General features: G+C 48.8%; 24 protein-coding genes. 16 read left to right on the forward strand and 8 right to left on the reverse strand.

What is annotated here, in order from left to right:
- Positions 1–243 precede the first annotated feature (243 nt).
- From BJP58_RS21895 to BJP58_RS21920, 6 genes are all read left to right on the forward strand, one after another.
- Positions 244–1,842 carry an ABC transporter substrate-binding protein gene (locus BJP58_RS21895; protein WP_194540540.1) on the forward strand — a complete coding sequence of 533 codons (1,599 nt, stop codon included), beginning with the start codon at positions 244–246 and terminating at the stop codon, positions 1,840–1,842.
- 99 nt (positions 1,843–1,941) lie between these two features.
- Positions 1,942–2,892: an ABC transporter permease gene (locus BJP58_RS21900; RefSeq protein WP_194540541.1), complete on the forward strand. Its 951-nt coding sequence runs from the start codon at positions 1,942–1,944 to the stop codon at positions 2,890–2,892.
- A 15-nt stretch (positions 2,893–2,907) separates the two neighbouring features.
- A complete protein-coding gene (locus tag BJP58_RS21905) occupies positions 2,908–3,813 on the forward strand; it encodes an ABC transporter permease (protein ID WP_194540542.1) in 906 nt (301 codons plus the stop codon).
- Between the two features lie 21 nt (positions 3,814–3,834).
- Positions 3,835–4,857, forward strand: a complete 1,023-nt coding sequence (locus BJP58_RS21910) for an ABC transporter ATP-binding protein (protein WP_194540543.1) — start codon at positions 3,835–3,837, stop codon at positions 4,855–4,857.
- Positions 4,841–5,842 (forward strand): ABC transporter ATP-binding protein, encoded by a 1,002-nt coding sequence (locus BJP58_RS21915; RefSeq protein WP_194540544.1) that lies wholly within the window; start codon positions 4,841–4,843, stop codon positions 5,840–5,842. The genes BJP58_RS21910 and BJP58_RS21915 overlap by 17 nt, the downstream gene beginning before the upstream one ends.
- Positions 5,843–5,872: 30 nt before the next feature.
- The gene (locus BJP58_RS21920) at positions 5,873–6,292 is read left to right on the forward strand and encodes an OsmC family protein (RefSeq protein WP_156088564.1); all 420 of its coding nucleotides are present in this window, start codon (positions 5,873–5,875) and stop codon (positions 6,290–6,292) included.
- Positions 6,293–6,396: 104 nt separating this feature from the next.
- Here the strand turns inward: BJP58_RS21920 and BJP58_RS21925 are convergent, their stop codons facing one another.
- Both BJP58_RS21925 and BJP58_RS21930 read right to left on the reverse strand, forming a co-directional pair.
- Entirely contained in the window at positions 6,397–6,978 is a 582-nt protein-coding gene (locus BJP58_RS21925; protein WP_194540545.1) for an NAD(P)H oxidoreductase, read from the reverse strand.
- On the reverse strand, positions 6,975–7,979 hold the full coding sequence (locus tag BJP58_RS21930; RefSeq protein ID WP_194540546.1) for a Rossmann-fold NAD(P)-binding domain-containing protein: 1,005 nt from the start codon (positions 7,977–7,979) through the stop codon (positions 6,975–6,977). Before BJP58_RS21930 ends, BJP58_RS21925 begins: the two co-directional genes overlap by 4 nt.
- A 179-nt stretch (positions 7,980–8,158) precedes the next feature.
- On the opposite strand from BJP58_RS21930, the gene BJP58_RS21935 reads away from it, so the two are divergent.
- Together BJP58_RS21935 and BJP58_RS21940 are read left to right on the forward strand one after the other, a co-directional pair.
- On the forward strand, positions 8,159–8,497 hold the full coding sequence (locus tag BJP58_RS21935; RefSeq protein ID WP_194540547.1) for a winged helix-turn-helix transcriptional regulator: 339 nt from the start codon (positions 8,159–8,161) through the stop codon (positions 8,495–8,497).
- Positions 8,498–8,871: 374 nt separating this feature from the next.
- On the forward strand, positions 8,872–10,890 hold the full coding sequence (locus tag BJP58_RS21940) for a bifunctional diguanylate cyclase/phosphodiesterase (protein WP_194540548.1): 2,019 nt from the start codon (positions 8,872–8,874) through the stop codon (positions 10,888–10,890).
- 102 nt (positions 10,891–10,992) lie between these two features.
- Here the strand turns inward: BJP58_RS21940 and BJP58_RS21945 are convergent, their stop codons facing one another.
- Entirely contained in the window at positions 10,993–11,331 is a 339-nt protein-coding gene (locus BJP58_RS21945) for a spore photoproduct lyase family protein (RefSeq protein ID WP_442953934.1), read from the reverse strand.
- A 118-nt stretch (positions 11,332–11,449) separates the two neighbouring features.
- Between BJP58_RS21945 and BJP58_RS21950 the strand changes: the two genes are divergently transcribed.
- From BJP58_RS21950 to BJP58_RS21975, 6 genes are all read left to right on the forward strand, one after another.
- Positions 11,450–12,202, forward strand: a complete 753-nt coding sequence (locus BJP58_RS21950; protein WP_194540549.1) for a response regulator transcription factor — start codon at positions 11,450–11,452, stop codon at positions 12,200–12,202.
- Positions 12,171–13,820, forward strand: coding sequence for a sensor histidine kinase (locus BJP58_RS21955; protein ID WP_194540550.1), 1,650 nt, complete (start codon positions 12,171–12,173; stop codon positions 13,818–13,820). Before BJP58_RS21950 ends, BJP58_RS21955 begins: the two co-directional genes overlap by 32 nt.
- A gap of 205 nt (positions 13,821–14,025) precedes the next feature.
- A complete protein-coding gene (locus tag BJP58_RS21960) occupies positions 14,026–15,663 on the forward strand; it encodes an extracellular solute-binding protein (RefSeq protein WP_194540551.1) in 1,638 nt (545 codons plus the stop codon).
- Positions 15,664–15,768: 105 nt separating this feature from the next.
- On the forward strand, positions 15,769–16,719 hold the full coding sequence (locus tag BJP58_RS21965; protein ID WP_442953935.1) for an ABC transporter permease: 951 nt from the start codon (positions 15,769–15,771) through the stop codon (positions 16,717–16,719).
- Between the two features lie 10 nt (positions 16,720–16,729).
- Positions 16,730–17,617: a carbohydrate ABC transporter permease gene (locus tag BJP58_RS21970; protein ID WP_098741533.1), complete on the forward strand. Its 888-nt coding sequence runs from the start codon at positions 16,730–16,732 to the stop codon at positions 17,615–17,617.
- A gap of 220 nt (positions 17,618–17,837) precedes the next feature.
- Entirely contained in the window at positions 17,838–19,001 is a 1,164-nt protein-coding gene (locus BJP58_RS21975; protein ID WP_194540552.1) for a GntR family transcriptional regulator, read from the forward strand.
- Positions 19,002–19,206: 205 nt separating this feature from the next.
- Here the strand turns inward: BJP58_RS21975 and BJP58_RS21980 are convergent, their stop codons facing one another.
- Both BJP58_RS21980 and BJP58_RS21985 read right to left on the reverse strand, forming a co-directional pair.
- Positions 19,207–20,454, reverse strand: a complete 1,248-nt coding sequence (locus BJP58_RS21980; RefSeq protein ID WP_194540553.1) for a glycosyltransferase family 2 protein — start codon at positions 20,452–20,454, stop codon at positions 19,207–19,209.
- A gap of 151 nt (positions 20,455–20,605) precedes the next feature.
- Positions 20,606–21,961 (reverse strand): sodium-dependent transporter, encoded by a 1,356-nt coding sequence (locus BJP58_RS21985; RefSeq protein ID WP_194540554.1) that lies wholly within the window; start codon positions 21,959–21,961, stop codon positions 20,606–20,608.
- Between the two features lie 330 nt (positions 21,962–22,291).
- On the opposite strand from BJP58_RS21985, the gene BJP58_RS21990 reads away from it, so the two are divergent.
- Together BJP58_RS21990 and BJP58_RS21995 are read left to right on the forward strand one after the other, a co-directional pair.
- Complete coding sequence (locus BJP58_RS21990; RefSeq protein WP_194540555.1) at positions 22,292–22,519, forward strand: DUF896 domain-containing protein; 228 nt, start codon at positions 22,292–22,294, stop codon at positions 22,517–22,519.
- A 280-nt stretch (positions 22,520–22,799) separates the two neighbouring features.
- The gene (locus tag BJP58_RS21995) at positions 22,800–23,351 is read left to right on the forward strand and encodes a sigma-70 family RNA polymerase sigma factor (RefSeq protein ID WP_194545029.1); all 552 of its coding nucleotides are present in this window, start codon (positions 22,800–22,802) and stop codon (positions 23,349–23,351) included.
- 122 nt (positions 23,352–23,473) lie between these two features.
- Here BJP58_RS21995 and BJP58_RS22000 read toward each other — a convergent pair whose 3' ends face one another.
- The 3 genes from BJP58_RS22000 to BJP58_RS22010 are packed head-to-tail and all read right to left on the reverse strand — an operon-like array spanning position 23,474 to position 25,825.
- A complete protein-coding gene (locus BJP58_RS22000; RefSeq protein ID WP_194540556.1) occupies positions 23,474–24,769 on the reverse strand; it encodes a glycosyltransferase family 2 protein in 1,296 nt (431 codons plus the stop codon).
- Positions 24,762–24,905, reverse strand: coding sequence for a hypothetical protein (locus tag BJP58_RS22005; RefSeq protein WP_194540557.1), 144 nt, complete (start codon positions 24,903–24,905; stop codon positions 24,762–24,764). Before BJP58_RS22005 ends, BJP58_RS22000 begins: the two co-directional genes overlap by 8 nt.
- A gap of 44 nt (positions 24,906–24,949) precedes the next feature.
- Positions 24,950–25,825, reverse strand: a complete 876-nt coding sequence (locus BJP58_RS22010; RefSeq protein WP_194540558.1) for a GGDEF domain-containing protein — start codon at positions 25,823–25,825, stop codon at positions 24,950–24,952.
- Positions 25,826–25,902: the final 77 nt, after the last annotated feature.

Below are 25,902 nucleotides of genomic sequence, written 5' to 3' on the forward strand. Positions count from 1 at the left end.
GTTGATGCCATGGAGAGGAACGAAATCCTTGCATGTTGAATCTATTAATTTTCGTGAACAGGAAATTAATTCTAGCACGATCAATTATTGCATTGACAGCAAATTCCGAATCCATTAGTATGTGCATAACTTATTAAACCTACCAGATAACTTATAATTTAGGGGTGCGTTCGTTTCACGAGTTTTGACAGAGCATGATGCATACATTTCATATGCAAATGTCTACTACATGGGGGGATTACAATGAAAGCCAGAAAGTTAGGTTTACTCTTATCGTCGATCGTGCTGATGCTGTTGATCGCGGCATGCGGCAGCGGTTCCGATCAGGCTGCAGAGGGAGCAGCTGAAGACAATGGAAGTGAAAAGCAAACCGAGCAGAAAGAGTACAAAGACGAGCTGAACATCGCGCTTACGGCTCAGCCGCCTACGTTGGATACGGCCTTGACGGTATCGGCGGTTGCGCTGGATACGGCAGGCAACATCTTCGAGCAGTTGTACACGCTGAACGCAAACTATGAGCCTGTACCTGCTCTGGCAGAGTCCGTCGAACGAAGCGAGGATGGATTAACGTATACGTTCGCCCTTCGCCAAGGCGTGAAGTTCCACAACGGGAAAGAGATGACGTCCGAGGATGTTGTAGCATCGATGAACCGCTGGCTGGTGACTTCGTCCCGTGCGAAGGTGCTGCTGATGAATGCTAAATTCGAAGCCGTCGATACGTATACCGTGAAGCTGACCGTAGAGGCGCCTACGTCGGACGTGTTGATTCTTATTGCATCGCAAGCGCAGTTCCCTTCCATCATGCCGAAAGAGATTGTAGAATCAGCGCCGGCTGACGGGATCAAGGAGTACATCGGTACGGGTCCTTATAAATTCCAGGAATGGAAGCAGGATCAGTACATACATTTGGTGCGAAACGACGATTATTATCAGGTGGCGGATACGGAGCCGAGCGGATTTGACGGGCGAAAAGAAGCTCCTACCCAGAATCTGTACTTCCATTTCGTCACGGACCACTCCACGCGGATTGCAGGCGTGAAGACCGGACAGTACGATGTGGCGGATAGCATTCCGATCGAAAGCTACGATGAGCTTGCTGCCGACAACAATATCAATTTGCTTTCGTTCCCTGGTGGTGCACTGACGGCATTTTTCAATACCAGCGAGGGATTGTTACAGGACGTGAAGATTCGCCAGGCCATTCTCGCCGCGTTTAATAATGAGGAGATCATGTTGGCGAGCTTTGCCAAGCCGGATTTATACTCCTTGGCACCGGGTTACCTGAATACGAACCAAGTCCAATGGTCGACCGAAGCCGGAGCGGAGTATTACAACCAGTCGAACCCGGAGAAGGCCAAGCAGCTGCTGCAAGAGGCCGGTTATAACGGCGAAGAAATCACGCTGCTGACGACCAAAGACTATAACGAGATGTACACGGCCACATTGGTCATTCAGGAGCAGCTTCGTCAGATCGGCATGAACGTAAAAGTGGAGAACTTCGATTTCCCGACGTTCCTGGAAACGAAGAACGACCGCTCCAAGTGGGACATTTTCGTTGCGAGCACGGGCTATCAAATTACGCCGCCGCAGCTGTTGGCCGTCAATCCGGATTGGGCCGGACTCGACAATGAAACGGTCAAGCAGGCACTGATCGATATTCGCGGGGCAGCCACGCCGGAAGCCGCCAAGCAGGAATGGGAGAAACTGCAGGGCTTCCTGTACGAATTTGCCTCCTCCACCGTGATCGGACATTATAATGGCGTCGTCGCCACAACGAAGAAGCTTGAAGGCTTCGAGCTGTTTGAAGCGCCGGTGGTCTGGAATGCCAAAGTAGCGAAGTAAGCATATATGGAGGGTGTTACAAGTTACCGAAGTAACTTCGATAACACCTTCCTTTTTTGAAATTGGATTCATAGACCATGTACAAATGAGGGATTTGTAGTGCTGGCTTATATTACGAAAAGACTTTTGTCGCTGATTCCCGTGCTGGCCGTTGTCACCATCGCTATTTTTCTGATCATCCACATTACGCCAGGAGATCCGGCAGCGGCGATATTGGGCATGGAGGCGTCGCAGGAGGAAATACAGAAGCTGAATCAAGATCTGGGCTTAGATCGCCCGATTCTCGAACAGTATACAAGCTGGGTAGCCAACGTATTTAAGGGAGATCTGGGGGATTCGATCTTCATGAATCAGCCGGTTAGCGAAGCCATCGCGGAGCATATCACCCCAACGCTATCATTAGCCATTCTGGCGCAGGTTATCGCAATTATACTGGCGATTCCCTTCGGGATTATCGCTGCTTACAAGCGAGGGTCCATCGCAGATTATACGCTGATGGGGATGTCCTTGCTGGGCATGGCCTTACCCAGTTTTTTGCTGGGATTGTTCCTCATGCTGTTTGTTGGCGTCAAGCTGCAGTGGCTGCCGGTCGCTGGATATGAACCGCTGAGCAGCGGGCTCTGGGAACATATAAAGTATCTGATTCTTCCCGGTATTTCGCTTGGGACCATACAGGCGGTCCTGATCACGCGAATGACCCGTTCGTCCATGCTGGAAGTGCTGAATTTGAATTTCATCAAGACAGCCAGATCCAAAGGCCTGCATGAAATGAAGGTGCTGTTCAAACATGCGTTCCGGAGCGCGTTTCTGCCCATTCTGACCGTTATTGGACAAACATTCGGCACTTTGGTGACAGGGGCCGTGGTCGTGGAGGCGATATTCAATATTCCCGGATTGGGTCAATTGATCTTAAATTCCATTGCCAGAAGAGATTTTGCAGTGATCCAAGGCGTGGTGCTTGTCGTCACACTCATGTACGTCACCATCAACTTGATTATCGACTTGCTGTATGGCGCGGTTGATCCGCGTGTTCGTTTGGAACGCAAATAAAAGAGGTGTGATTGGATGGCAACTGTTCAGGAAAAAGAATACGTCGCTCAAGTCAGTAAAAAGCTGAAAAAAGAGCAGCGTGCACTAGGATATCGCCGATTGAGGTCGAACTACGGGCTGTTGATCGGAGCGACCATCTTTGTTTTATTGGTAATTCTGGCGCTGATCGGACCGCTCTTGACTACCTACGGCCCGTACGAGATGAAAGTTGTAGACCGTTTAACGCCGCCAGGGGCCGAGCATTGGCTGGGTACCGACGAATTTGGCCGGGATTTGTTAACCAGGCTTCTCTACGGTGCCAGGGTATCGATCAGCGTAGGACTGGCGGTTGCGCTGCTGTCCTCGGCATTGGGGCTCGTGATCGGCGTCTATGCGACGTATTATAAAACGCTGGATCATATTCTTATGCGCATCTGTGACGGGTTGATCGCGATTCCGGGAATCCTGCTCGCCATTGCCTTAATGGCCGCACTCGGCGCATCCGCCATCAATGTCATCACGGCGCTAACCATCGTGTTCACGCCGAATATTGCCCGGGTCGTCCGCTCGGCCGCGCTGGTGGTACGCGAGCAAACCTACATCGAGGCGATGCATGTCCAGGGAGCAAGCGCAACGCGCATCATATGGCAGCACATCGTGCCGAATGTAATGTCGCCTCTATTGGTACAGGCGACATTCGTATTTGCTGAAGCCATTATATCCGAGGCCGCGCTAAGTTTTCTCGGAGCGGGCATTCCTGCCCCTGAAGCCAGCTGGGGGAACATTCTGCAAGCAAGCAAACTAGTTATTTATAAGGCATGGTGGATGGTCGTATTCCCCGGGGCCACGCTCGTTTTGTCTGTACTCAGTCTGAATTTGCTGGGCGACGGGCTGCGCGACTTGCTGGATCCCCGCGTGAAGCAAAAGTTGAGAAAGTCATGAATATAAGCTGGAGGTATTTTCATGAATAACGAGCCTCTATTGGAAGTGAGAAATCTAAAAACGCATTTTCATACCGAGCGGGGGAAAGTGACGGCTGTGAACGGAGTCAGTTTTTCCATGAATAAAGGCGACATCATCGGCATTGTCGGAGAATCCGGCAGCGGAAAGAGCGTCATGTCCCAATCGATCATGAGGCTGCTGGACCATACGGATGCGATCGAGTACGAGGGGGAGATCCTGTTTGAGAAGCAGGACCTGCTGTCTCTTTCGCCTTCTAAATTACGGGCGGTCCGCGGCGACAAAATCTCCATGGTTTTTCAGGACCCGCTTACGTCCCTAAGTCCCGTGTATACGATAGGTAATCAAATCGGGGAAGCCATTCGTCTCCATCAGAGGAAGTCCAAGAAGGAAGCTCGTCAACAAGCCATTGAGATTCTGCGGATGACGGGTATTCCATCTCCGGAGGTGAGGGTGGATGAATATCCCCATCAGCTGTCGGGAGGAATGCAGCAGCGGGCGATGATTGCCATGGCACTCTCCTGTGAGCCGAACCTGTTGATTGCGGATGAACCGACAACCGCGCTCGACGTAACGATTCAGGCGCAGATTCTGGAGCTGATCGCCGATTTGAACCGCAAAATGGGCATGGGCGTGCTGTTTATCACGCATGATCTGGGTGTCGTATCGGAAATTTGTACGGGCGTGAAGGTGATGTACTTGGGGAAAATCGTGGAAGAAGCCCCCACGGAACAGCTGTTTCATAAACCGCTCCATCCTTATACGCAGGGACTGATCCAATCGATCCCCAAGCTGGAGGGGGACAGAAACGATGAGCTTCATGTCATTGAGGGAACGGTGCCCTCTCTGACGGATATTCCGCAGGGCTGCGGCTTTTCTACGCGATGTCCTTATGCCGATGAATTATGCCGTGCCTCAGAGCCGCCAATGCAAACGGCACATATGGACCATCGAGTGAAGTGCTGGCATTACGAGGCCATAAACGAGTCGAAAGGGAGGGAGACAACCGTTGGAACAAACAGCTGATCATTCGATTTTAAAGGTAAGCTCCCTTCACAAGCAGTTCCCGGTGTACGGATCCTTCGGTAAGTTATGGGGCGCCAAGGGATATGTAAGAGCCGTAACGGATGTTTCTTTTCAATTAAGAGAGGGAGAGACGTACGGACTTGTCGGAGAATCCGGTTCCGGTAAAACTACCACGGGGCGTACGATCCTAGGATTAACCCCGGCAAGCCAAGGTCAGGTTCTATACCGGGACCGGGATTTGGCTGCGATGTCGAGGAAGGAAATCCGGAAATTCCGCAAGGACGTACAGCTTGTTTTTCAAGATCCGTTCTCTTCGCTTAACCCGAGGAAAAGAATCGGCCGAATTCTGGAGGAGCCCCTGATTATTCATAAAATGGGAGACAAGGCAGAGCGTCGGGAAAAAGTATTTCACATCCTGAAAACCGTGGGCCTGCAGCCGGAGCATTATTTCCGTTTTCCTCATGAATTCTCGGGCGGTCAGCGCCAGCGTTTGGGCTTGGCGCGCGCGCTTATCATGAATCCGAAGATTATCGTATGCGACGAGCCGGTCTCGGCACTGGACGTCTCCATTCAGTCGCAAATTTTGAATATGCTCAAGCGCCTGCAGCGGGAATTGAAATTAACGCTATTATTTATTACGCATGATATCAGCGTGGTTCGGTATATTTCCGATCGGATCGGCATTATGTATCTCGGGAAAATCGTGGAAGAAGCTTTAACGGATGATCTATTCCATGAGCCGTTGCATCCCTATACGAAGGCGCTGTTCTCAGCGGTACCCGACTTTACCCGCAGCCGATTACAGGACCGGGTGATATTGCGGGGGGAAATCCCGTCCCCTTTATCTCCGCCGAGCGGCTGTGTTTTTCATACGCGCTGTCCCTTTGCAACGGATATCTGCAAGGCAGAAGTTCCGGCTTTAAGAGAAGTTCGGCCCAACCAGAAGGTAGCTTGCCATCTTGTTGATGAGAGCCGTTCATCCTGAACGAAGACAAAAAGAAAAGAGGCTAAGAACATGACAACGTTAAAAATCGTAGAGGGTCAGGATCGAATATTCAATGAGGCGGGGGTTCAGCTCGTCGGAAACCACGGTCCGAATCTGGAGGGCGGCTTGTCTCCGAGAGAGCTGCTGGAAGCGTCCCTGGCGCTATGCGTGTCCATATCACTCCAAAAAATAATGGCTTACGACGGCGTGGATTATGATAAATCCTCCATTCATATCGAAGTGTCGTCGGTAAAGGCAGAAGATAAAAGCAATAAGTTCTCGCATTTTAACGTCCATGTCACGCTGCCGCAAACGCTGGATCCCGCCTACAAGGAGAAGCTGAAATCTGTTGTAGAACGAGCCTGCACGATCGGCAATACGCTGAAGAGCGAGGCCGTTGTTGAACTGATCGAGGTGAATGAATCCATCGAAACGAGCAGCAATGCGTAACTCGTAAGCTTCTGTGTTCATCTTTTATGCTAATCCGACAACAGCCTTTGTCCAGGATTCATCGTGGACTAAGGCTGTTGTGTTCTTAGGAACCGTGCAATGCACTATTTTGAATCGGCATAATGCAATCCCAGCTGATAAGCTCGTTCGAGCAAACTCTCCATATGCTCCGGTCTGGCCTCTAGCGTATCATAGAAGAATTCCACACGGGAATTCTTGATTCCGGAGTAGTCGGCCATTCCAACATTGAGGGAAAGGGATAACATCTGATCATAGCCCCGCTTGGCGAAATGATCCTCCGAAGCCCCTGCTAACGCAAGCCATAACACCTGTTGGTGATGAAGCTTTGAGCCGCCGCCGTAAGCGAAGCCATGATTCCAGACACGATCGATATACCCTTTCAGCATGGCAGGGACTCCGTACCACCATACCGGGAAGATATAGGCCAGCGCGTCGTGCTCCTTCATCCGTGCGATTTCAGCCTCAACCTCAGGAGAATAGATCTTGGAAGGGTCAGACCAATCGGGTTCGTCTGCCTCCCACAGGACCGGATCGAAACCGATGCGGTGGAGGTCCAGAATTTCCGCTTCATGCCCGGCGTCCCTAAGCCCTTGTACAAACTTCTCGGTTACTGCAAATGTAAAGGAATTTTCACGTGGATGTGTAACAACTGTTAATACCTTCATGAGGGTTCACCTACTCTTTCTTCTCTTCGAATTTGAATGCCAAATTGTTCAATACGTGCCATTGCGGTTTCAAGAGGAACCAGCGTTTCCGGTAGATAGAAGCCTCCGGGAGCAGGAGATGAGCCGTCCCAGCCCAGAATGCGCTCAATGGACAGGAGAATACCGAGGGCCGTAAAATGCGCCTGTCCCTTCGGATCGGTCAACGTGACTCTCCGTTTCGCGTAACGGCCGTCAAGAAGTACGCCTTCAAGGTCAATGTAGAGGTCTTGGGAGGCTCTGCCTCCAGCCCGTGTTCCTATGGAGTCATGGATGGCGAAGTCGAATCGAATATTAGGCGCTCCCGTAACAGACGCGAGGCTTGGAACATCCAATAAACTCATGGGATGGCCTTCTACCCGGAGACCATTAGAAAGACTTATGCTCCTCGGATACTTCGCAGCCTCAACCCATTTCCATCTCCCGTTTTCCCGGATAAGGGCACGGTTGATAAACCCTTCGGTATCTTCCAGCGTCATAGGGCCCATCGGATCGCGTTCATCGTAGTGACCCGCCAAGTCGATCGATTGGACGCTTTGGAAAGAGTTCGCCTCCTGATATGCGACCAAGGTCAGAATCCCTGCTTGCGAATGTCCCAGAGGGACAATGGGTGCTTGAGGGGGATGACTTTGCATGGCGAATAGCATAGGTGTCAGCTCGTCGGCAAGCTTCGTGATTCCGATATGTGCAATTCCTTTTGCGAGGGCTTCTTGAATGAGGAAGTCGGCCGGATCCTGAATCGTAGAAACGATGAGGTCGGCTTGATCCAGCTCCCCTGGAGCCAGACCCTGGCGGATATCTAAAAAAGCGGTGCGGGCGTTTCCTAGCTCCTGTACCAATAAGCTCCCCTTCTCGGGATTCCTTCCGGCGAGAATAATCTCGGTTTCTTGATTGATCGTTCGGATATGCCGGGCAACGGCACTCCCGATTACGCCATAACCTCCGGCAATGTAAATACGCTGCATGTTATTTCACCCCCATGTTTTTATGATGCAGTACTGGTATAAGGGGATTATGTAACATATAATGACGGAAAGGAAGTACGCACTTAATTGTTCTATAAGCACCTAAAAGTATCATTAGTACCCCAAAGTGCCTGTTGTTAGAGATATGCCACTTACGTTCAAAAAGGAGAGAAGTTCTTATGAATGGGGAGCGAGAATACAATATTCCGTCTGAGGCGACCATGGACGTCATCGGCGGCAAGTGGAAGGTCATTGTGCTGTGTCACTTAAGTTATGGCCCCAAGCGAACGAGTGAAATTAAGAAGCAGATGCCGGATATTACGCAGAAAATGTTAACCCAGACGCTGCGTGAGCTGGAGGAGGACGGGATTATCACGCGAACGGTCTTTAATCAAGTGCCGCCTAAGGTCGTGTACGAGCTGAGTGAAATGGGCGTTTCGCTGCAACCGATCCTTGATCAAATCTGTGAATGGGGCGAGATGTACTTGAATGGGAAAGCGAAGGTAGTCACACCTTGAGGACAGACAAAATATAAGCTGCTGACCTAATAAAGGACCCGCAGCTTTTTTTATTTTCCAAATAGAGTGTTGTCGCTCATCATTTCTCATAGGGCAGAGGATAAGTCGAGATACTTGCAGAATAATTTAGTTCTTTAGACTCATCTCGATTCGGGAGCGTTCGAACATTTCTCTGTTTGTCGAGAAATTGAATAGTTACTAAAGATATAATATGGATATGGTGCAGGGCTGTGAAGCCGCGGAAATAAACATTGCTTTTTTCTGATATGCACCGGGGCGAGTCACCGTGAATTAATAGAAACGTTATCCGCTAGGAAACGTATGATCTTCATAGGGCTTAAGAATTACTCACAAAAGGGGTGTGTGCAGCTCAGATGGACGGCAATTATAACTATTATATTGTTGGGCTCTCAATTGCGATTGCTATACTTGCTTCATACTCGGCTTTAAATATTACGTCGAAAATTTCAGATGCGAACGGTAAATCCAAGTTTTTTTGGCTTTTCGGCGGGGCCATGGTCATGGGAAGCGGCATTTGGTCCATGCATTTTGTCGGCATGCTGGCGATGCACATGAATATGAATGTGAGATACGATGTCTTTCTGACCATCATGTCGATGCTCGTCAGCGTGGTTTCCTCCTTCATCGCGTTTTATATTACGATGCCCAGAAATATTAACTGGTTCAAAATCGCCATTGGCGGCTTCATTATGGGAAGCGGCATCGTTATCATGCATTACACGGGAATGGAGGCCATGGTCATACATGCCGAAATTAGTTATGATCCCGGCATTTGGGTACTGTCCGCCATCATTGCATTGGTAGCCTCCTATGCGGCTTTGCTATTGTTTCTCCGTTTTCGGAATCATCCCAAATCCAGCTTTCTCAAGTGGGGTTCGGCGGTTGTCATGGGCTTCGCCGTATGCGGAATGCATTATACAGGAATGAAAGCTGCACGGTTTGAGGCTCATGCCGCTATGCTTACGCAGCAGCCGCAGTCTGTCGATTTTCTGCTTCTGTATGGTGTAACGGTCGCGATTTTTGCCATCCTGCTGATCTCCTGGGGGGCGATGTTCTTTGATCGGCATGTGCTGGAAAAGCTGGCCTATCAGGATACGATCACGGGATTGCCTAATCGCAATGAAATGAACCGATTCTTCGAGACGAATTCCGAGACAGAGCAGATTACGATCCTGTTTCTGGATTTGGACCAATTTAAGGCGATCAACGATACGCTGGGTCACAATGTTGGGGATTTGCTGGTCCAGGAAGTAGGTAAGCGACTGCGTCAATTCATTGGAAACGGCCAGCAGGTATTCCGGATCGGCGGGGACGAATTTCTGATTATTCTGAAGCAAAGCGACCCGGTATACGCCCAGCATTTAGCTGATGATATACTCCAACGAATAAAAAACGTGTACTATATTGACGGTAACGAGTTGTATGTGACGGCAAGTATCGGAATCAGCATCGGTTCCGTCCATAGCTCTGACCGTACGACGCTGCTCAAGAATGCGGATACCGCCATGTATAAAGCGAAGGGACTCGGCAAGAATCAGCAGTGCCTCTATGACGAGGAGATGGGTCTTCAAGAGGTTCGCAAAATGGAATTGGAGAAGGACCTGCAACGAGCGCTTGAACTGAAGGAGTTCTTCATTGTGTATCAGCCCAAATGGAATGTGCAAAGTGATCGCTTGGTCGGATTCGAAGCGCTGCTCCGCTGGAAACACCCCCGCTTGGGCGTGATATCCCCGCTTGAATTCATTCCGATTGCCGAAGAGACGGGGCTCATTATACCGATGACCCGATGGACGCTTGAGGAAGCTTGCAAACAGTGCAGAATTTGGCAGGAGAGAGGGATTGTCCAGCCGGTCTCGGTGAATTTATCGGTTCGTTTATTCCATGGCGACAATCTGCTGGAGCTTATTCAAAACGTGCTGGATAAGGCGAATCTGGAACCTCGCTTATTAGAGCTTGAGATAGCGGAGTCCATGGTGCTGCACGATGTCAATGATATTATCCGCCAGCTTGGGAATATCAGGTCCTTGGGGGTTAAGGTCTCCATGGATGATTTCGGAACCGGCTATTCCTCGATTGGGCTCCTGGACCGGATTCCAATTGATGCTTTAAAGCTGGACAGACAGTTTACCAATGATTTGGACACGCCCAGCAAGCGTGCCATCGTTAACGCCATCGTTCTTATGGCGGAGAATTTGAATCTGGATGTCATTGCGGAAGGTGTAGAGAACAAGGAGCATATCGACTTTTTGACCGGACTTGGCTGCCATGTCATGCAAGGTTATTATTACGGAAAGCCGATGGATATCAATGAGATTAAGGTTTGGATGTACGAGCAAGATCACAAGAACGAAGAGATTGTGACCCTGCGATGAAAAATAGATACAGATCATACGAATAACGGGCACCGTGAGGTGTCCGTTATGTTGTTGAAGGAACATTATAAACCCTGCTTCGGGTCCCTCAAGTTTCTGCCATTAAACAAAATAGGCAATTTTCGCAAAAGGAAAATATTCCCTGATCCCCTTCTCGAACAACTGCTGAAACTCCTCGACGGTTTCGGCCTTATAGACATATTTGAACTTCCCGTAGCTCCCCCATTTTAACTGCCGATCTTCCTCGTCCATATTCAGTTTGGTTTTGGAGTAACGTTTTAAAATCATGTTTTTGGCCGTTTTGGTAAAGCGGTGCTGAATGAGCTCGAACGTCAGATCCTTGACCTCCACATGGCTCAATCGCGCATGAAGCTTCTCTAATCGGCAATCATGCATTGTCGAAGTAAGCAAAAGGCTTGACGGCTGCGCAGTCTTAAACATGAATTTGAAAGCCCTTTCTTAAAACTGTGATATACTACGACAAAACAGGTATACCATTATAACAACCTATATTTCCCTATATCAGCCCCATACTTTCACCAGCAAAGGAGATTGTCTGATGTTTAATGTTCTTATTGTTGACGATGAGTCCATTCAAAGAGAAGGCATTAAGGATTTGATCTTTCAGTACCGCTTCCCCTTTCAGGTATTGGAAGCCGAGAACGGAATGAGTGCAAAGCGAATTCTGCTGCAAAACGCGATTGACATCCTGATCACCGACGTCAGAATGCCTCTTATGGACGGACTGGAACTGAGCAAGCAAGCCCGAAAGACCCAGCAGGATTTAAAAATTGTCATCTGCAGCGGGTATGACGAATTTGAGTATGCCCGCAGCGCTATCCGATTGGGCGTGGTAAATTACTTGCTCAAACCGCTTGTCAGGGAAGAGTTTCTGCAGGTGATGGAGGATATTACACAGATCAGTCCTTATGGCGGGGAGCTTGAACAGGTTACGATCGAATCGAAGGTCATCCGTCAGGTTAAAGACTATGTGAAGGATCATCACCAGCGGGATATTTCGTTGTCGGATGCCGCCGAGGATGTGTACCTGTCTCCGGGGTATTTGAGCATTTTATTTAAAAAAGAAACCGGGGAGAACTTCTCGAAGTATTTGACCGACTACCGCCTGCGGAGGGCAAGCTATCTACTGAAACACTCAAATATGAAAGTCAATGATATTGCAGGAGCGGTGGGTATCGACAACCACTCTTATTTTGCCAAGCTGTTCAAGAGCAAGTTCGGCGTAAGTCCCTTACAATACAGAGAGTGCGGGGTGCTCCATGATCGGATGGATAAAGAGCAAGTTCAATGATATCCGGTTCCGCAACAAGCTGCTGTTGTCCCATCTCATCATTGCACTCATTCCGATTCTATTGCTAGGACTGCTCTCCTTTATCCAGTCCTACCGCATTCAGATGAAGGAATTACGGAGCGAAGCGGAAGCCAGCCTGGAACAGGTGGCCAACATAATGGATTATAAGATCAACCGGTACAATACGCTGAGCGAGTTCATGGTACTGAACCGGGAGTTATCGCAAATTTTCATTAAGGACTATGAAGAGAACTATTTTAACATGTACCTGGATTTCCGGGACATTCTGGAGCCGTTGATCTCGAACATTCGGCTAATGGATGATGATATTGAAGCCATTACCTTTTATACATCCGGAGAACTGCTCGGGATTCGCGATAATATTTTGCCCATCGGGGAACTCAAGAGCAAGTCTTGGTACGATGGATTTCGCGGAAGGCGCTGGATTGTGGACGGGGAGAAGCTGTATCTCGTCCAGGAATTGATCAGCAATCCCAAGGACAGCAATTTCATGGTGATTTCCATTCAGCATGACAGCATCTTTGCTGATATGGACAAACTGTCGGAGCATGTAGCGGTTCATATCGAGGATGCTGAGCAGCGTGTGATTTTCAAGGAAAGGAAGGAGTCCGATGCTTCAGCCGATTTGGAGAGTGGGGAGACGGGCGGTCTGAACCTAAGCCGGTCGCTCGCCAATAATGGATGGACGATTCACTATAATCTGCTGAATACGAATGCATACGCAAATGCGCTGGGTATTTTTCAAATTACGTTGTTTGTCATGATCCTCAGCTTGATCATTACATTTCTGCTCATTTATGTGATCTCCAACAACTTTACACGCCGAATTATCCATATCAAGAACAAGGTAGACAAGGTGGAGCAGAACAACCTCGAGGTGATCATCCAGAGCTCATCTCGGGACGAATTCGGCGAGTTGACCAATGGCATCGGCAAAATGCTGAAACGGATTAACAGTCTAATCTCCCAGGTGTATCAAGCGGAAATCGCCAAGAGGGAAAGCGAATATAACAAGCTGATTAATCAGATTAATCCGCACTTCCTATACAACACCCTCTCCTTTATACGGTGGAGGGCCGAGAAGAAAGCGGATATCGAAACGAGTTATATGGTATCGGCATTGGCCCGGTTCTATAGAACGACGCTGAATCAGGGGAGGCATATGGCTACGATCAAGGATGAGGTGCAGCACATCAAGGCTTATCTGGATTTGCAGCTTATCATGAACGATGGCCGATTTGACGTGGATTACCAGATCGATGAGGAAGTATTAGATACCGAGATCATTCATTTTATTCTGCAGCCGATCGTGGAGAATGCCATCAAGCACGGTTTTGTGGAGGCTGGAGGGGCAGATTACCACATTCATATTGGGGTTAGCCGGGTCGAAGGGGGCATGAAACTTATCGTCAGCGATAACGGGGTGGGCATGACTCCCGCGCAGGCGGCGAGGCTGCTGGCCGGAGAGAGCGGCGGCTGCGGCGTTCGGAACGTGAACGACCGGATCAAGCTGTATTATGGACTGGATTACGGACTCGATATTCATAGCGAACCAGGCAGCGGAACGGAAGTATCCATGGTTATTCCAGCCTCCTGAACAGCGAGCGTTATTCCCATCCATTATCCATCGTGTTGTTAATGAAAGCGGTGTGCTGAAGCAGCCGCTTTTTTGGGGTTTGAAGTTGAGAACGAAGAAGGTCATGAAAAAAGTGATACATATCCAAAAAATGTTGCATATACGCCAATTATGAAACCGCATACAATTTGGTTATCAACCAAAACGAGAAAAAGGGGATGACAGGATGAACAAGCGTAAAAAGATGGCTTCGCTGCTGCTCGGGTGCATGATGCTGACTGTATTCAGCGGCTGCGGCGGGAGCGCTAGGGACAGCGCACAGCCGCAAATTTCAGAACAGGACTATGAACCTTACGGGAAATACGAAACGCCGGTGGAATTTACGATCGGCCGGAATACCAATCATGTGAACAACCTGCCTCCCGGCGATACGATTGAGGACAATTTGGCTACCCGCTATGTGGAAGACCGGGTGAACGTAAAAGCTAAGGTGGCTTGGGAGACGGACGATATGGATCAGAAGCTGTCGCTATCGATGACAACGGGCGATCTGCCGGATGTTATGCTGGTCAGCCGCGATATTTTCAACCAGCTGGTGGATAACGACCTGATTGCCGATATGACGGAGGTGTACGAGAAGACCGCATCCGACGGCGTCAAGAATATCTACGCTTCTTATGGCGACTTGCTGCTGGACCAAGTCAAGGTGGACGGTAAGATCATGGGCCTTCCGATGACGAATATCGGAAACCAGCACCAGCTGCTGTGGGTACGGAAGGACTGGGTGGATAAAGTCGGCGCACAGATGCCGGAATCCGTTGAGGATGTATGGAATCTCGCCAGAACGTTCGTAGAGAAAAACGCCTCGGGAACAGGCAAAACGGTTGGGATGGTGATGGATTCCAATGCCATGAACTTTACACCCGTTTTTGCTGCACGCGGTGCTTTTCCAATGAACTGGATCGAGAAGGATGGCCAGGTTGTGTATGGATCGGTTCAGCCCGAGATGAAGCAAGCGTTGGCGGAGCTGAGCGCCATGTACAAAGAAGGTCTGATTGATAAACAGTTCGCCGTCCGAACGAATGAAGAGAAGGAAGCGCTTGTGATCAACGGGCAGGTAGGGATACTGTTTAACCCATGGTGGATCGGCTACACCAACTACAAGGATTCCATCAAGCAGGATCCCGATGCTGTCTGGGTTGCTGTATCGGCACCCGTGGATGAGAACGGCAAGTTCAAGACCATCCGTCAGGATCCTGTGGGCGGCGGTATCGTCGTAGTCAAGAAGGATTTCGCCCATCCCGAAGCGATCATGAAATCGGTCAATCTAACAACGGATTTCCTGTACTCCTTAACCGATGATGCGGTCAATTATAAGAAAGAGCACCCCGATGAGATGCTGACAGACGCAAGCCGCTGGAATAATGATCCGACACAAATTCCAATGCAAGTGGATTATGACGATGTGTTGAAACGTTATTACGAGGATCTTATGAAGGCGGATGAATCCGGTGATGCTTCCTCCGTGCAGGAAGATCGGGTGGTGTCCTTCAAGGCGTATCAGGAATTCAAGGAAAAAGGAAATGCCATCGACGTGAACACATACGGCGAATACCTCTCCCGCATTGAAGGCCAGCGCGAAGCGAACAATCCGAATCTGGAAGTGATTCCTGCCGGCTTCTATGGAACCACCGAGACGATGAAGCTGAAGTGGGCCAACCTCCAAAAGCTCGAAGAGGAGACCATATTGAAAATTATTATGGGACAAGCTCCCGTCGATGAATTCGATAAGTTCGTGGACACATGGAAGCGTACCGGAGGCGATGAGATTACGGAAGAGGTCAACGAGATGAGCAGCAGATAAAGATAGCATGGGCCTTGGCGCGGAGGGCTATGGTGGTCAGCCGCGCGGGCTTTTTTATTCCATAAGGCTTGTCCTGACAGGGACATGATGGAGGTGAAGCGGACGATGGCGCAAGTGGAAACAACCGTCAATCAAGAGCCGGAAGTACGATACCGGAGGAAAAAGAAACGTAAAACCTTTGACGAAATGACCTATCATGCGATGCTGCTGCCTGGCATGGCCATGCTGTTCATTTTCTCGATTGTGCCGATGTTCGGGGTGGTCATGGCTTTTCAGAAGTTCATCCCCGCGAAAGGAATACTCGGTTCCGCATGGGCAGGTCTCGACAATTTCACGTATATGTTTCAATTGCCGGATGCCAAGCAGATCTTCGTCAATACGCTGGTCATCGCGGTCGGGAAAATTGTTCTCGGATTGATTGTGCCGATCGTATTCGCCCTGCTGCTGAATGAGGTGCGTCTGAAGCTCTCCAAAAGCACGATTCAAACCATTGTGTATTTGCCGCATTTTATGTCATGGGTGGTCCTGGGCACGATGCTGACCATGATCTTTTCCTTTGATGGCATGATTAACAATTTCCTTGAGTTTCTGGGGCTGGAGCGGATCATGTTTCTGGCAAGCAACGACTGGTTCAGGCCGCTGCTCATCGTGACGGATACCTGGAAGGAATTCGGTTACGGGACGATTGTGTACTTGGCTGCATTGACGGCGATTAATCCGGCTTTGTATGAATCCGCCGCAATGGACGGCGCAAGCCGCTGGAAGCAGACCCTGAATATCACGCTGCCGGGCATGTTTCCGACGATCATCCTGCTGGGCACGCTGAGTCTCGGCAATGTGCTCAATGCGGGATTTGACCAGGTGTTCAACCTGTATAATCCGCTGGTCTACGAGACGGGTGATATTATCGATACGTTTGTGTACCGCATGGGTCTGATCAATATGCAGTATTCGTTCGCAACGGCCATTGGACTGATGAAGTCGGTCATCAGCTTTGTTCTGATCGTTATATCCTACAGGCTGGCCTCAAGGTATGCGGGGTACAAGATTTTCTAGGAGGGTTAGCATGATTCAATCCAAAACGCTGGGCTCAAGGCTGTCCCGCCTGATGATTATGCTCGCGCTCGTTCTAATTACATTTGTGTCGCTGGCTCCCATCGTCAATACGATTATGGTGTCCGTCAGCAGCAGCACGGCTGTGAATGCCGGCCGGGTCTACTTTTTTCCGGTGGAGCTGAACTTCTCATCCTACGGACAGATACTGAATGACACGAAGTTTTGGAAAGCGTTCCTCATATCCGTGGAACGGGTGCTGCTTGGGGGAGCGATCAACATGATCTTAACCATCCTTATGGCTTACCCATTGTCACGGAGCGTCACGCAGTTCCGATCGAGAAACAAATACATGTGGATTATCGTGTTTACGATGCTCTTCAGTGGAGGGATCGTCCCCTGGTATATGGTGATCAGCAAGCTGGGGTTGATCAACAGCATCTGGGCGTTGGTTCTTCCAGGTGCGGTTCCAGTCTTCAACGTGATTCTCCTTATGAACTTCTTCAAGGGAATTCCGAAGGAGCTGGAGGAGGCCGCATTCATTGACGGTGCCGGTCCGCTGAAAATCCTGCTCAAGATCTTCATCCCGATCTCCATGCCCAGTCTGGCGACCATTACGCTATTTGTCATCGTCGGTCACTGGAACAATTTCTTTGACGGGATCATCCTGATCAATGACAGCGAGAAAATACCGCTTCAGACCTATCTGCAGCAGCTCAGCCTGACGCGCGACCAGATGCAGAATCTCTCGGTCGAACAGCTTCAGCAGTTCAATAAAATCTCCAACACGACCCTAAATTCTGCCAAAATTCTGGTCTCCATGATTCCAATTCTGCTCATCTATCCATTTTTGCAGCGTTATTTAATCCACGGAATCGTCCTGGGGGCCGTGAAGGAATAGTTCAATACACGGAGTAGGTAGTCGACAGGGAACAGCGCTATTGCATGAATCTTTCGGAGCGAAAGATCATGCGGCGCTGTTTTGTCATGAATGGGACTGTTTAGGGAAGGATGATATTTTTCTAAACCGGTTATCCGCGCAACATGGACAAATTAAATATATCATGTTATATTGTTATATGAATTAGCATGTTTTGGAGTACCGTTGGAGGGATATCAATTTGAAAGACGCAGCTTCCGCAAAGCCGATGTATGAACAGATTTTTAACGAGATGAAGCGAAAGATCTCCACACATATTTTCCGCATTGGCGATAAAGTCCCTTCGGAGAAGGAACTCGCGGACGAATACGGAGTTAGTCGAATCACAAGCAAGAAGGCATTAGATATGCTGGCGGCTGAAGGCGTGATTGTGCGTAAGCCGGGCAAGGGATCCTTCGTAGCTGACCCGGATGAGCCCGTGGCACAGAGGGAAACATTTTCCTCGGAGGGCGGAGTTGTCAGAGCAGCTAGCCAAGAGAAGATGATCGGTCTTGTCATTACAGACTTTTCGTCAAGCTACGGAACACGCCTTGTTTACAGCATGGAGCAGTATTCGAGAGAGAATGACTGTTTTCTGGTACTGCGCAGAACGTTTGGAGACCAGGATAATGAGGAATTATCCATTCAGAAGCTGCGCAATCTCGGCGTGAACGGTCTCATCGTTTTTCCCGCTCAGGGGGAATATTTCAATGCCGAAATATTAAAGCTGGTCATTGCCCGTTTTCCGCTTGTCCTGATTGATCGCAAGCTGAAGGGAGTCGCAGCCGCTTCCATCAGTACAGATAATCTGGGAGCAGCCGTTCAGGTAGTGGAGCATTTATTTGATTTGGGACATCGTTATATATCCCTGCTGTCTCCTCCACCTAGGGACACGACAGCGGTGGAAGAGCGGATTGAAGGGTTCGTGCAGGCTCATGCCGCTCGGGGCATCGCGTTTGATAAGGAGATCTGGATTAGTGACGTGACGGCTACTTTGCCTAATGCCTTCTACGAGAGCAATATTGAACGGGAAATCCAGCGGATCGTTCAGCACTTGCAGGATCACCCGGCAATTACTGCCTTTTTTGCGATCGAATATAACATTGCTTTGCTGGCCAAGGTCGCGGCAGAGCGCCTCGGTTTGCGGGTACCGGAGGATTTATCCATCGTATGCTTTGACAGTCCGCAGCTGAATATCGGTGAGGGCTATTTGTTTACCCATATGCGGCAGAACGAGGAAGAAATGGGGAGGCTGGCGATTGAGACGGTACTCGGCATCATGAATCACGATGATGTAGCAGTTGAGAAGCGATTGCCTGCGGAATTGGTGGTTGGAGCATCTACCGGTCCTGTAAAGAGTCGGTGAAGGCGATATATTTGTATTATTGTCCGCTATAGATGTACAAGAACAAACCATGCGCGCGCGTAAATGCTAGCGCATGGTTTGTTGTTTTTCTTTTGAATGGATAACTGCTTCGATATTCAAGTAGAGATCGCAGTTAATATGATATAACATTTCGTTGTTTTATATATTTACTCAAAGTGGTGTTTCTTTGCCATTCGCTTCACATTTATTTTTCTACTTCAATATCGCTCAAATGAATAGCTCTTGTATGCTTTGTAGGATTCCAATTCACGTTCTTCATCGTAATGAGTGACCAAAGGAACAGCGGGACGTAAGTTAGATTGAAGAAGTACAGGTATGCATAGCTCCGAAAGAGGCTTACTTTATTTTTCGAGTCAAGAAACTGTGCGTATCCTACATAAATGAATTGGAATAACAAGCACATCACCCAAACTTGCCAAGGAATCAAATGATGAGCATCTAATAAGTCGGTAGCCATAGACATGAGAACAAGGAGACCAGTGGTTGCACTCAAAACAATTTTGCCAGGATTAATAAGGTACATAAAACCATCAAAAGCTTTGAAGTCCAGCTTGCTAATGAATCTCCAAATTAATTTGTGAGCGTATTTGAAGCAGACATCCCAATGCCCTCTTGCCCATCGGAGACGTTGAATGCAGGAAGATTTGAAGCTTTCCGGCTTTTCATCGTACACGCGCGCAAAGTGACACCATTTAGCTGGTACCCCTTCAAGCAAACACTGCATAGTAAACTCAAGGTCTTCCGTTAAGGATCGAGCGGTCCAACCGATCGTTTTGAATAGAGTCGTGTCTACGCAGAACCCGGTTCCACCGATCGCGTTTCCTAACCCCAATCTGGACTTGGCAAGCTGCCAAGAGCGGTTCATGAAAATGTAGCTTACGGAGTAACCTATGGTCACCCAGTTGTCATCTGGATTCTTGGAATCCAGGTAACATTGTATTAATTGATCCCCGTTCAACAAGTGGTTATTCATTTCCCTTAAATAGTTCAACGAGACGAGGTTGTCGGCATCGAAGAAGGCGATACCGTCAAAATCATCGATTAACCTGTCGCCATACTGCTCAATTGCGTATTTGATTCCATATGGTTTCCCCTTTTGCTCTCCTGGCAGGTATGTATGTTCAATAACGGTAGCACCAAGTTTTCCAGCGATTTCACTTGTTTTATCCTTACATCCATCAGCAATAACGCACACTTCATAGAGCTCTTTCGGGTAGTCCATGTTATGAAGATTCTCTACAAGGTGTCCGATAACCGCTTCCTCGTTGTGTGCAGGAATCATCAGAAGAAATCTTTTCAAAGGCTTATGTTCTTTCAGTTTCTTGGGTTTTCCAAAGCCAAAGAGACTGATCAGCATCCAATATGCCCAGAAGAACAGTAGGAGGTATTGAATAAAGGTCAATCCAACACCAAATGCATACTCAAAATTCATTACTAGCCCCACCCTTTTTACAATTTCCTTGCTGGATTGATATCGATAGAATAATCGAATGTAGTACAGAAGATGAATATGAATGGGCAAGGATATAGAAAAAGGCAACCCCATTCGCCCCCAGTGGCGATGAGATTGCCTTGGCTGCCAATTAATCGAACTTGATCACGCCCGTGGTATGGAGCAGCACCAGTAATACGAGAACCGGCGCGATGTAACGGAGCATGAACAGCCATACCCGGAACCAGCCGGCTTTAAGGCCGGCGGCATCTGCCGCTCTCTTCCAGAAGTACCCTGCAAAGATAGTGGTGATCAGCCCCCCGAGCGGAAGCAGAATGTTCGATGTGACGAAATCCAGCCAGTCAAAGAAGTTTTTGCCGCCGATATCAGTAAGCCCGGGTACGATGCCGAATGACAACGCGGAGGGTAGACCGACCAGCATAACCAGCGCGCAGATGACCAATACAGCTTTGGTACGTCCCCAATTCCAGCGGTCCATGACATAAGAGGTTGGGACCTCCATCAATGAGACGGAAGAGGTTAAGGCGGCGATGGCTAGAAGTATGAAGAACAATCCCCCGAAAAAAGAACCCAGCGGCATGGCCGAGAAGGCAGCCGGCAAGGCAATGAAGACAAGAGAAGGGCCGGCATTGGGCTCGATCCCGAAGGAAGCGGTTGTCGGGAATATAATAAGCCCGGCAATAAACGCATAAATCAGGTCGCCCGCGCCGATGGCGAGGGTTGCCGGACCTAGCGATTGCCGCTTATCCACATAAGCGCCGTAGGTCAACAGAATCCCCATCCCCAGCGAGAGGGAGAAGAAGGCATGTCCCAACGCGACCAGCGCCGCTTCCGGGCTCAGCTTCGAGAAATCAGGATTTAAGAAGAAGGATATGCCTTCGCCGGCTCCAGGCAAGGTTACCGCGCGGATCATTAATACGATCAACAGAATGATCAGGCCCGGGATCAGAACCTTGTTGAATTTTTCGATTCCTCCGGAGATGCCTTTAGCTACCACCCATCCTGAGATCGCAATAGCGACGATTTGCCATATAATCGGCATGTAACCTTCCGTAAACGCAGTAAATTGGCCACCGAAATCGGTGTTGTTGTACAGATTGCCGCTAAATGACATGACCGCATAATGAAGCGTCCAGCCTGCCACAATGACATAGAAGGTCAGAATGAGAAATGGTGCAATAACCTGGAGCAATCCCAGGTGCCCGAAGGCTTTCGGTCCGCCCGCTTTGACAAAGGAAGTTGCGGCACTCCCGCGGCCAGCTCGTCCAATGGCGAGTTCTGCCAGCAGGACAGGCAAACCGATCACGATGAGGCAGACGATAAAGAGCAGGAAGAATGCTGCACCGCCATGTTCTCCCGTAATGTAAGGGAACTTCCACATGTTTCCGAGGCCGACAGAGCTCCCGATCGCGGCCAGAATAAATCCAGCAGAGGAAAACCGATCATTTTTTCCTGTTGAAGCTGGGTTGTTGAGCTGAGATTTCATAGATGTTCCCCCAGTTGATTAAAGTTAAGTTCCTCTATTATATTTCATGTTCTGTCAGAAAGGGATAAGTAATTTTTCCTAAGGAATCAGAACCCGTATTTTTATTATGCTGCGAACGCAAAGTTTTCAATACTAACATTAACCACGATTTGTAAATAAATAAACCTTAAACACCAAGTTTAAGGAAGTGAAGAGACTTTGGGTAGGGAAAAAATCACAAATGCGCCTGTTGATCATGAAAGCTGGCAGGGGTTGACAAATATCTTTGTTTATTATATCTTTATATTAAGATAATTGATAAATCAAAATCATATGGAAAAGAGGGATATCATGATTCAAAGCTTAACCCGGATTAATGAATTGGCTAAAAAACAGCGGGAGGGCACACTCACTGCTGCGGAAAAAGCCGAACAGCAAGTTTTGCGCACGGACTATCTGCATGAAATTCGCGGACAGGTGCTAAGCACCTTCTCGGGATTAAGCATCGTGGATCCCGCCGGAAATGACGTGACACCTGAGAAACTTCGTAATGAGCAGAAGAAGCTGAGAGAAAACTAAGTAAGACATCGAAGTTTTGAAGAATGTAGACACAGAGATTGATTTTAGGATTAACTATGGGGTGCGCACTCCAGCATGCCACGAGAATTTCACGTATCAAATATAACTAACCAATTGTCTCCCGTGAGTTCACTGAACTTGCGGGAGTTTTTTATTACTTCGTTATAATACATACATCATTTGTAACCTTTTGGAAGTCCTGACTATCTAATTATTGAATCCAACAATCATAAAATGCGTTAAGATGATGCCTTGAAGGGAGGTAGGTTATTCCTTGGAAGTGCAGCATGAGCAAGAATTAGAGGTCAAACTCGCCAAGAAGGGAAACCATGAAGCGTTTATCAAGCTTATAAAGCCATTAGAACTGCAAATGTACAACATAGCGAAAGCCATACTCCGACACGACGAGGATTGTGCAGATGCCATGCAGGAAGCCATATTAAAAGCATACAAGTCACTCCCGAGTCTAAGACAAGCGCCCCTATTTAAAACTTGGTTGCTTCGCATCCTGATCAATGAATGCAACATGATCCTGCGTAAAAAAAGCCATGTGATCCCTTTGCTCAACCTGGATCAAGCCGAACATATTACACCAAGCCTTGATGTCAATATCGATTTGCGAGAGGCGGTTTACCGGTTGGAGGAAGTATCCCGTACCATCATTATCCTGCACTATTTTCGTGACCTGCCAGCGGCTCCGGCAGCACTCTTAAATACACGTACATGTATGAGCCGTTCCCAACTAAACCGAAATCCATCACGATTAGACCCTTTGTGTATAGTGCAGAGCATAAAATATATATACCGGAACTTGAATTCCATTTGCCTGTAGAAAAATAAGCACGTCATAGGCAAACGTGCATGAAAAAAGAGCGAGTTGAGGACGTTGGCAGCATGGCCATCCAGTCCTATCTCGCTCTTTCTCCATTATCATAAATTAAATGCACAACTCTCCTATCCAAACCGCTCCGTCTTGTACCACTTGGACTCCCTGCCCGTGATCTTATCAACAATCATGGAGTAGAAGGCTTTGACAGATATGATGAGGAACAGCTGGGCGTAGGTGAAGTACGACACGCAGGATAGAATGAAATTGCGTGTGTTGCTCTGGCCGATGTCCGTTGCGAGCGCCAGGTTAATCTGCAGGACGTAGATGTAATACATTAAGGCCCAGGCAATAATGAGATACATATAGACATCGCCCTCGAACCTGAAGGGAGAGACGACGGCCGGATTAAACAGCGCGATGATCTGATATACAATATTGGTCACAAATATAATATCCGAGATGATGATGGCAATCATAAACCAGAAGTAACTGGCCGCGTAATACAGCACATGCAGCTTAATCCGCCAGCTTGTCCGATCGAACAGATGATGAATGTTATCCGTGACGACGCTGTAGTTGCCTTTGGCCCAGCGTTCGCGCTGCTTCATGTACACCTTCAGGTCCTCGGGCTCTTGCTGATAAGCTTCAGCTTGGGGTGCCAGTGCAATCAGCTGGCCTCTTGTCAGGATCTCGAACGAAATTGCGGTATCTTCGGTGATCGCATGCTCATCCCATCCGCCGATGTCCTGAATGAGCGCGGTTTTCACGATAAAGTTCGTGCCGGGGATGGTACCCAGCTTAAACAGCTGCCATAACCCGGTATGATGCACGCGCTGAATGGTCACCAACTCCAGATTGATACAGCGGGACAGAAAATTCTGTCCGCGGTTCCGGGCCTTGTTGCGGCCGAAGACGGCCCCATAGCGTTCGGGCTGCTCCATCGCTTTCTGCGTCAGGAATAGCAGCGCATTTTTCTCGGGTGCGGCATCCGCGTCGTAGACACAGATCCATTCGCCTGTTGCCAGTTTGAGCGCATCATTCAGGGCGCCCGATTTGCCGCCGGTTCCGGTTCTCTCCAGAATAAGAAAGTCGCGGTCTCGGTAGCGTTCATTGGCTTGCAGCGCTCTTAAGCGCTCGGCCGTATGATCCTTGCAATTGTCGGCGATGACAATCACCTGCATTTTGTGATGCGGGTAATTCATCTGCAGAATGTGTTCTACCGTTGCCTGGATGACCAATTCCTCGTTATGCGCGGGCACCATGACCGTCACGGTGGGGAAATCCTCCAGATTGCCCGGATTCACCAGCTTCTGCCGGTTTTGTTTATGAATGAACACGATGGCCCCGGCCATAATAATGATCGATTCCAGCACGGCAATCCATATACTGATAATGGAGACGACCAGGAAAAAGTCAGTCACTGAACTTCCCCCGATCGTATTTTCGTTTGACTTTTGAACGGAAGCTTAAGGTGGCCATCGTCAGAATTACGATGGCTATGGAGAACATGATGCTGACCCCGATGCACAGAGGGATAAACCAGTTGGTATACGACATCGGCTGCAAGCCTCCTTTTGATTGATGGTGGCAACTTAACTTGATTAAATGTATTCCCCGATGAGATCGGTTTCGGTATTCCGTTCTAATGCAGAGATGACGTCATCGATATTTTCGTATCGGCTGAATTGCTCCTTCTGGAACACAAGGCCGCCGGCACGGACCACAAGCTTGAGGGACATGCCTTTCTTGTCACGGAAGGGTACGTTCATCATGGCGACTTTGATGCGGTCCATGAGGCTTTTGAGGTACTCCGGCTTGGTGAGCGGGCACAGAATGATAAAGCGTCCTTCGCCAATAGAGAATTTATAGTCCTCGTAACGAATCTGCTTCTGAATTGTGCTCGACAGTTCCATAATCAGCTTGGCAAAACGGTGGGATCCGACAGACTCCCTGGTCAGGGGGAGAAAATCGAGCTTAAACATCATGATGCAGAAGCTGTACTGATCCGCATACCGATTGGCCAGATTGGCTTGTTTCACCAGCGTGCTTTCAAAAGCATCCTTGCTGCCAAGCGAGGTGTCGATGTCGATATCCGGGTTGGTTTTCCTCAATTGCTCGAGACGCCGGATGAACCTCCGGCTTCTCACCAGAGCCAGCTTGATGAAGATGGCAATGGCGGTATTGGCGGGCAGCAGCAGAATCCAGGCCAGCGTGAGTGCATTGACCGGGGCCAGCGTGGACAACCATACGAAATAAGTGACCAGATACACAAAAACCGCCACCGTCGACACGCCTACCGGAAGAAAGAAACCGATCAATAAGGCGGCTAGTGTGCCAACGCTGAACAGGAATTCCGTGAAAGTAAAACTTTGGTTTACATAGATGTTCCAAAATATGAACAACTGCTGGACGATGGCGAGGGCAATCAGCAGAAAATAACCGAATTCGACGCGACGTAAAGGGGTGGATTTTTTCATGTTTTACCTACTTTCTAAACTCTTCAACCTTTTATCGCTGTAGTTAAGCCATTCCATATGTTATTTAAAAATTACCC

Source organism: Paenibacillus sp. JZ16 (assembly GCF_015326965.1).
GTDB lineage: Bacteria > Bacillota > Bacilli > Paenibacillales > Paenibacillaceae > Paenibacillus_AQ.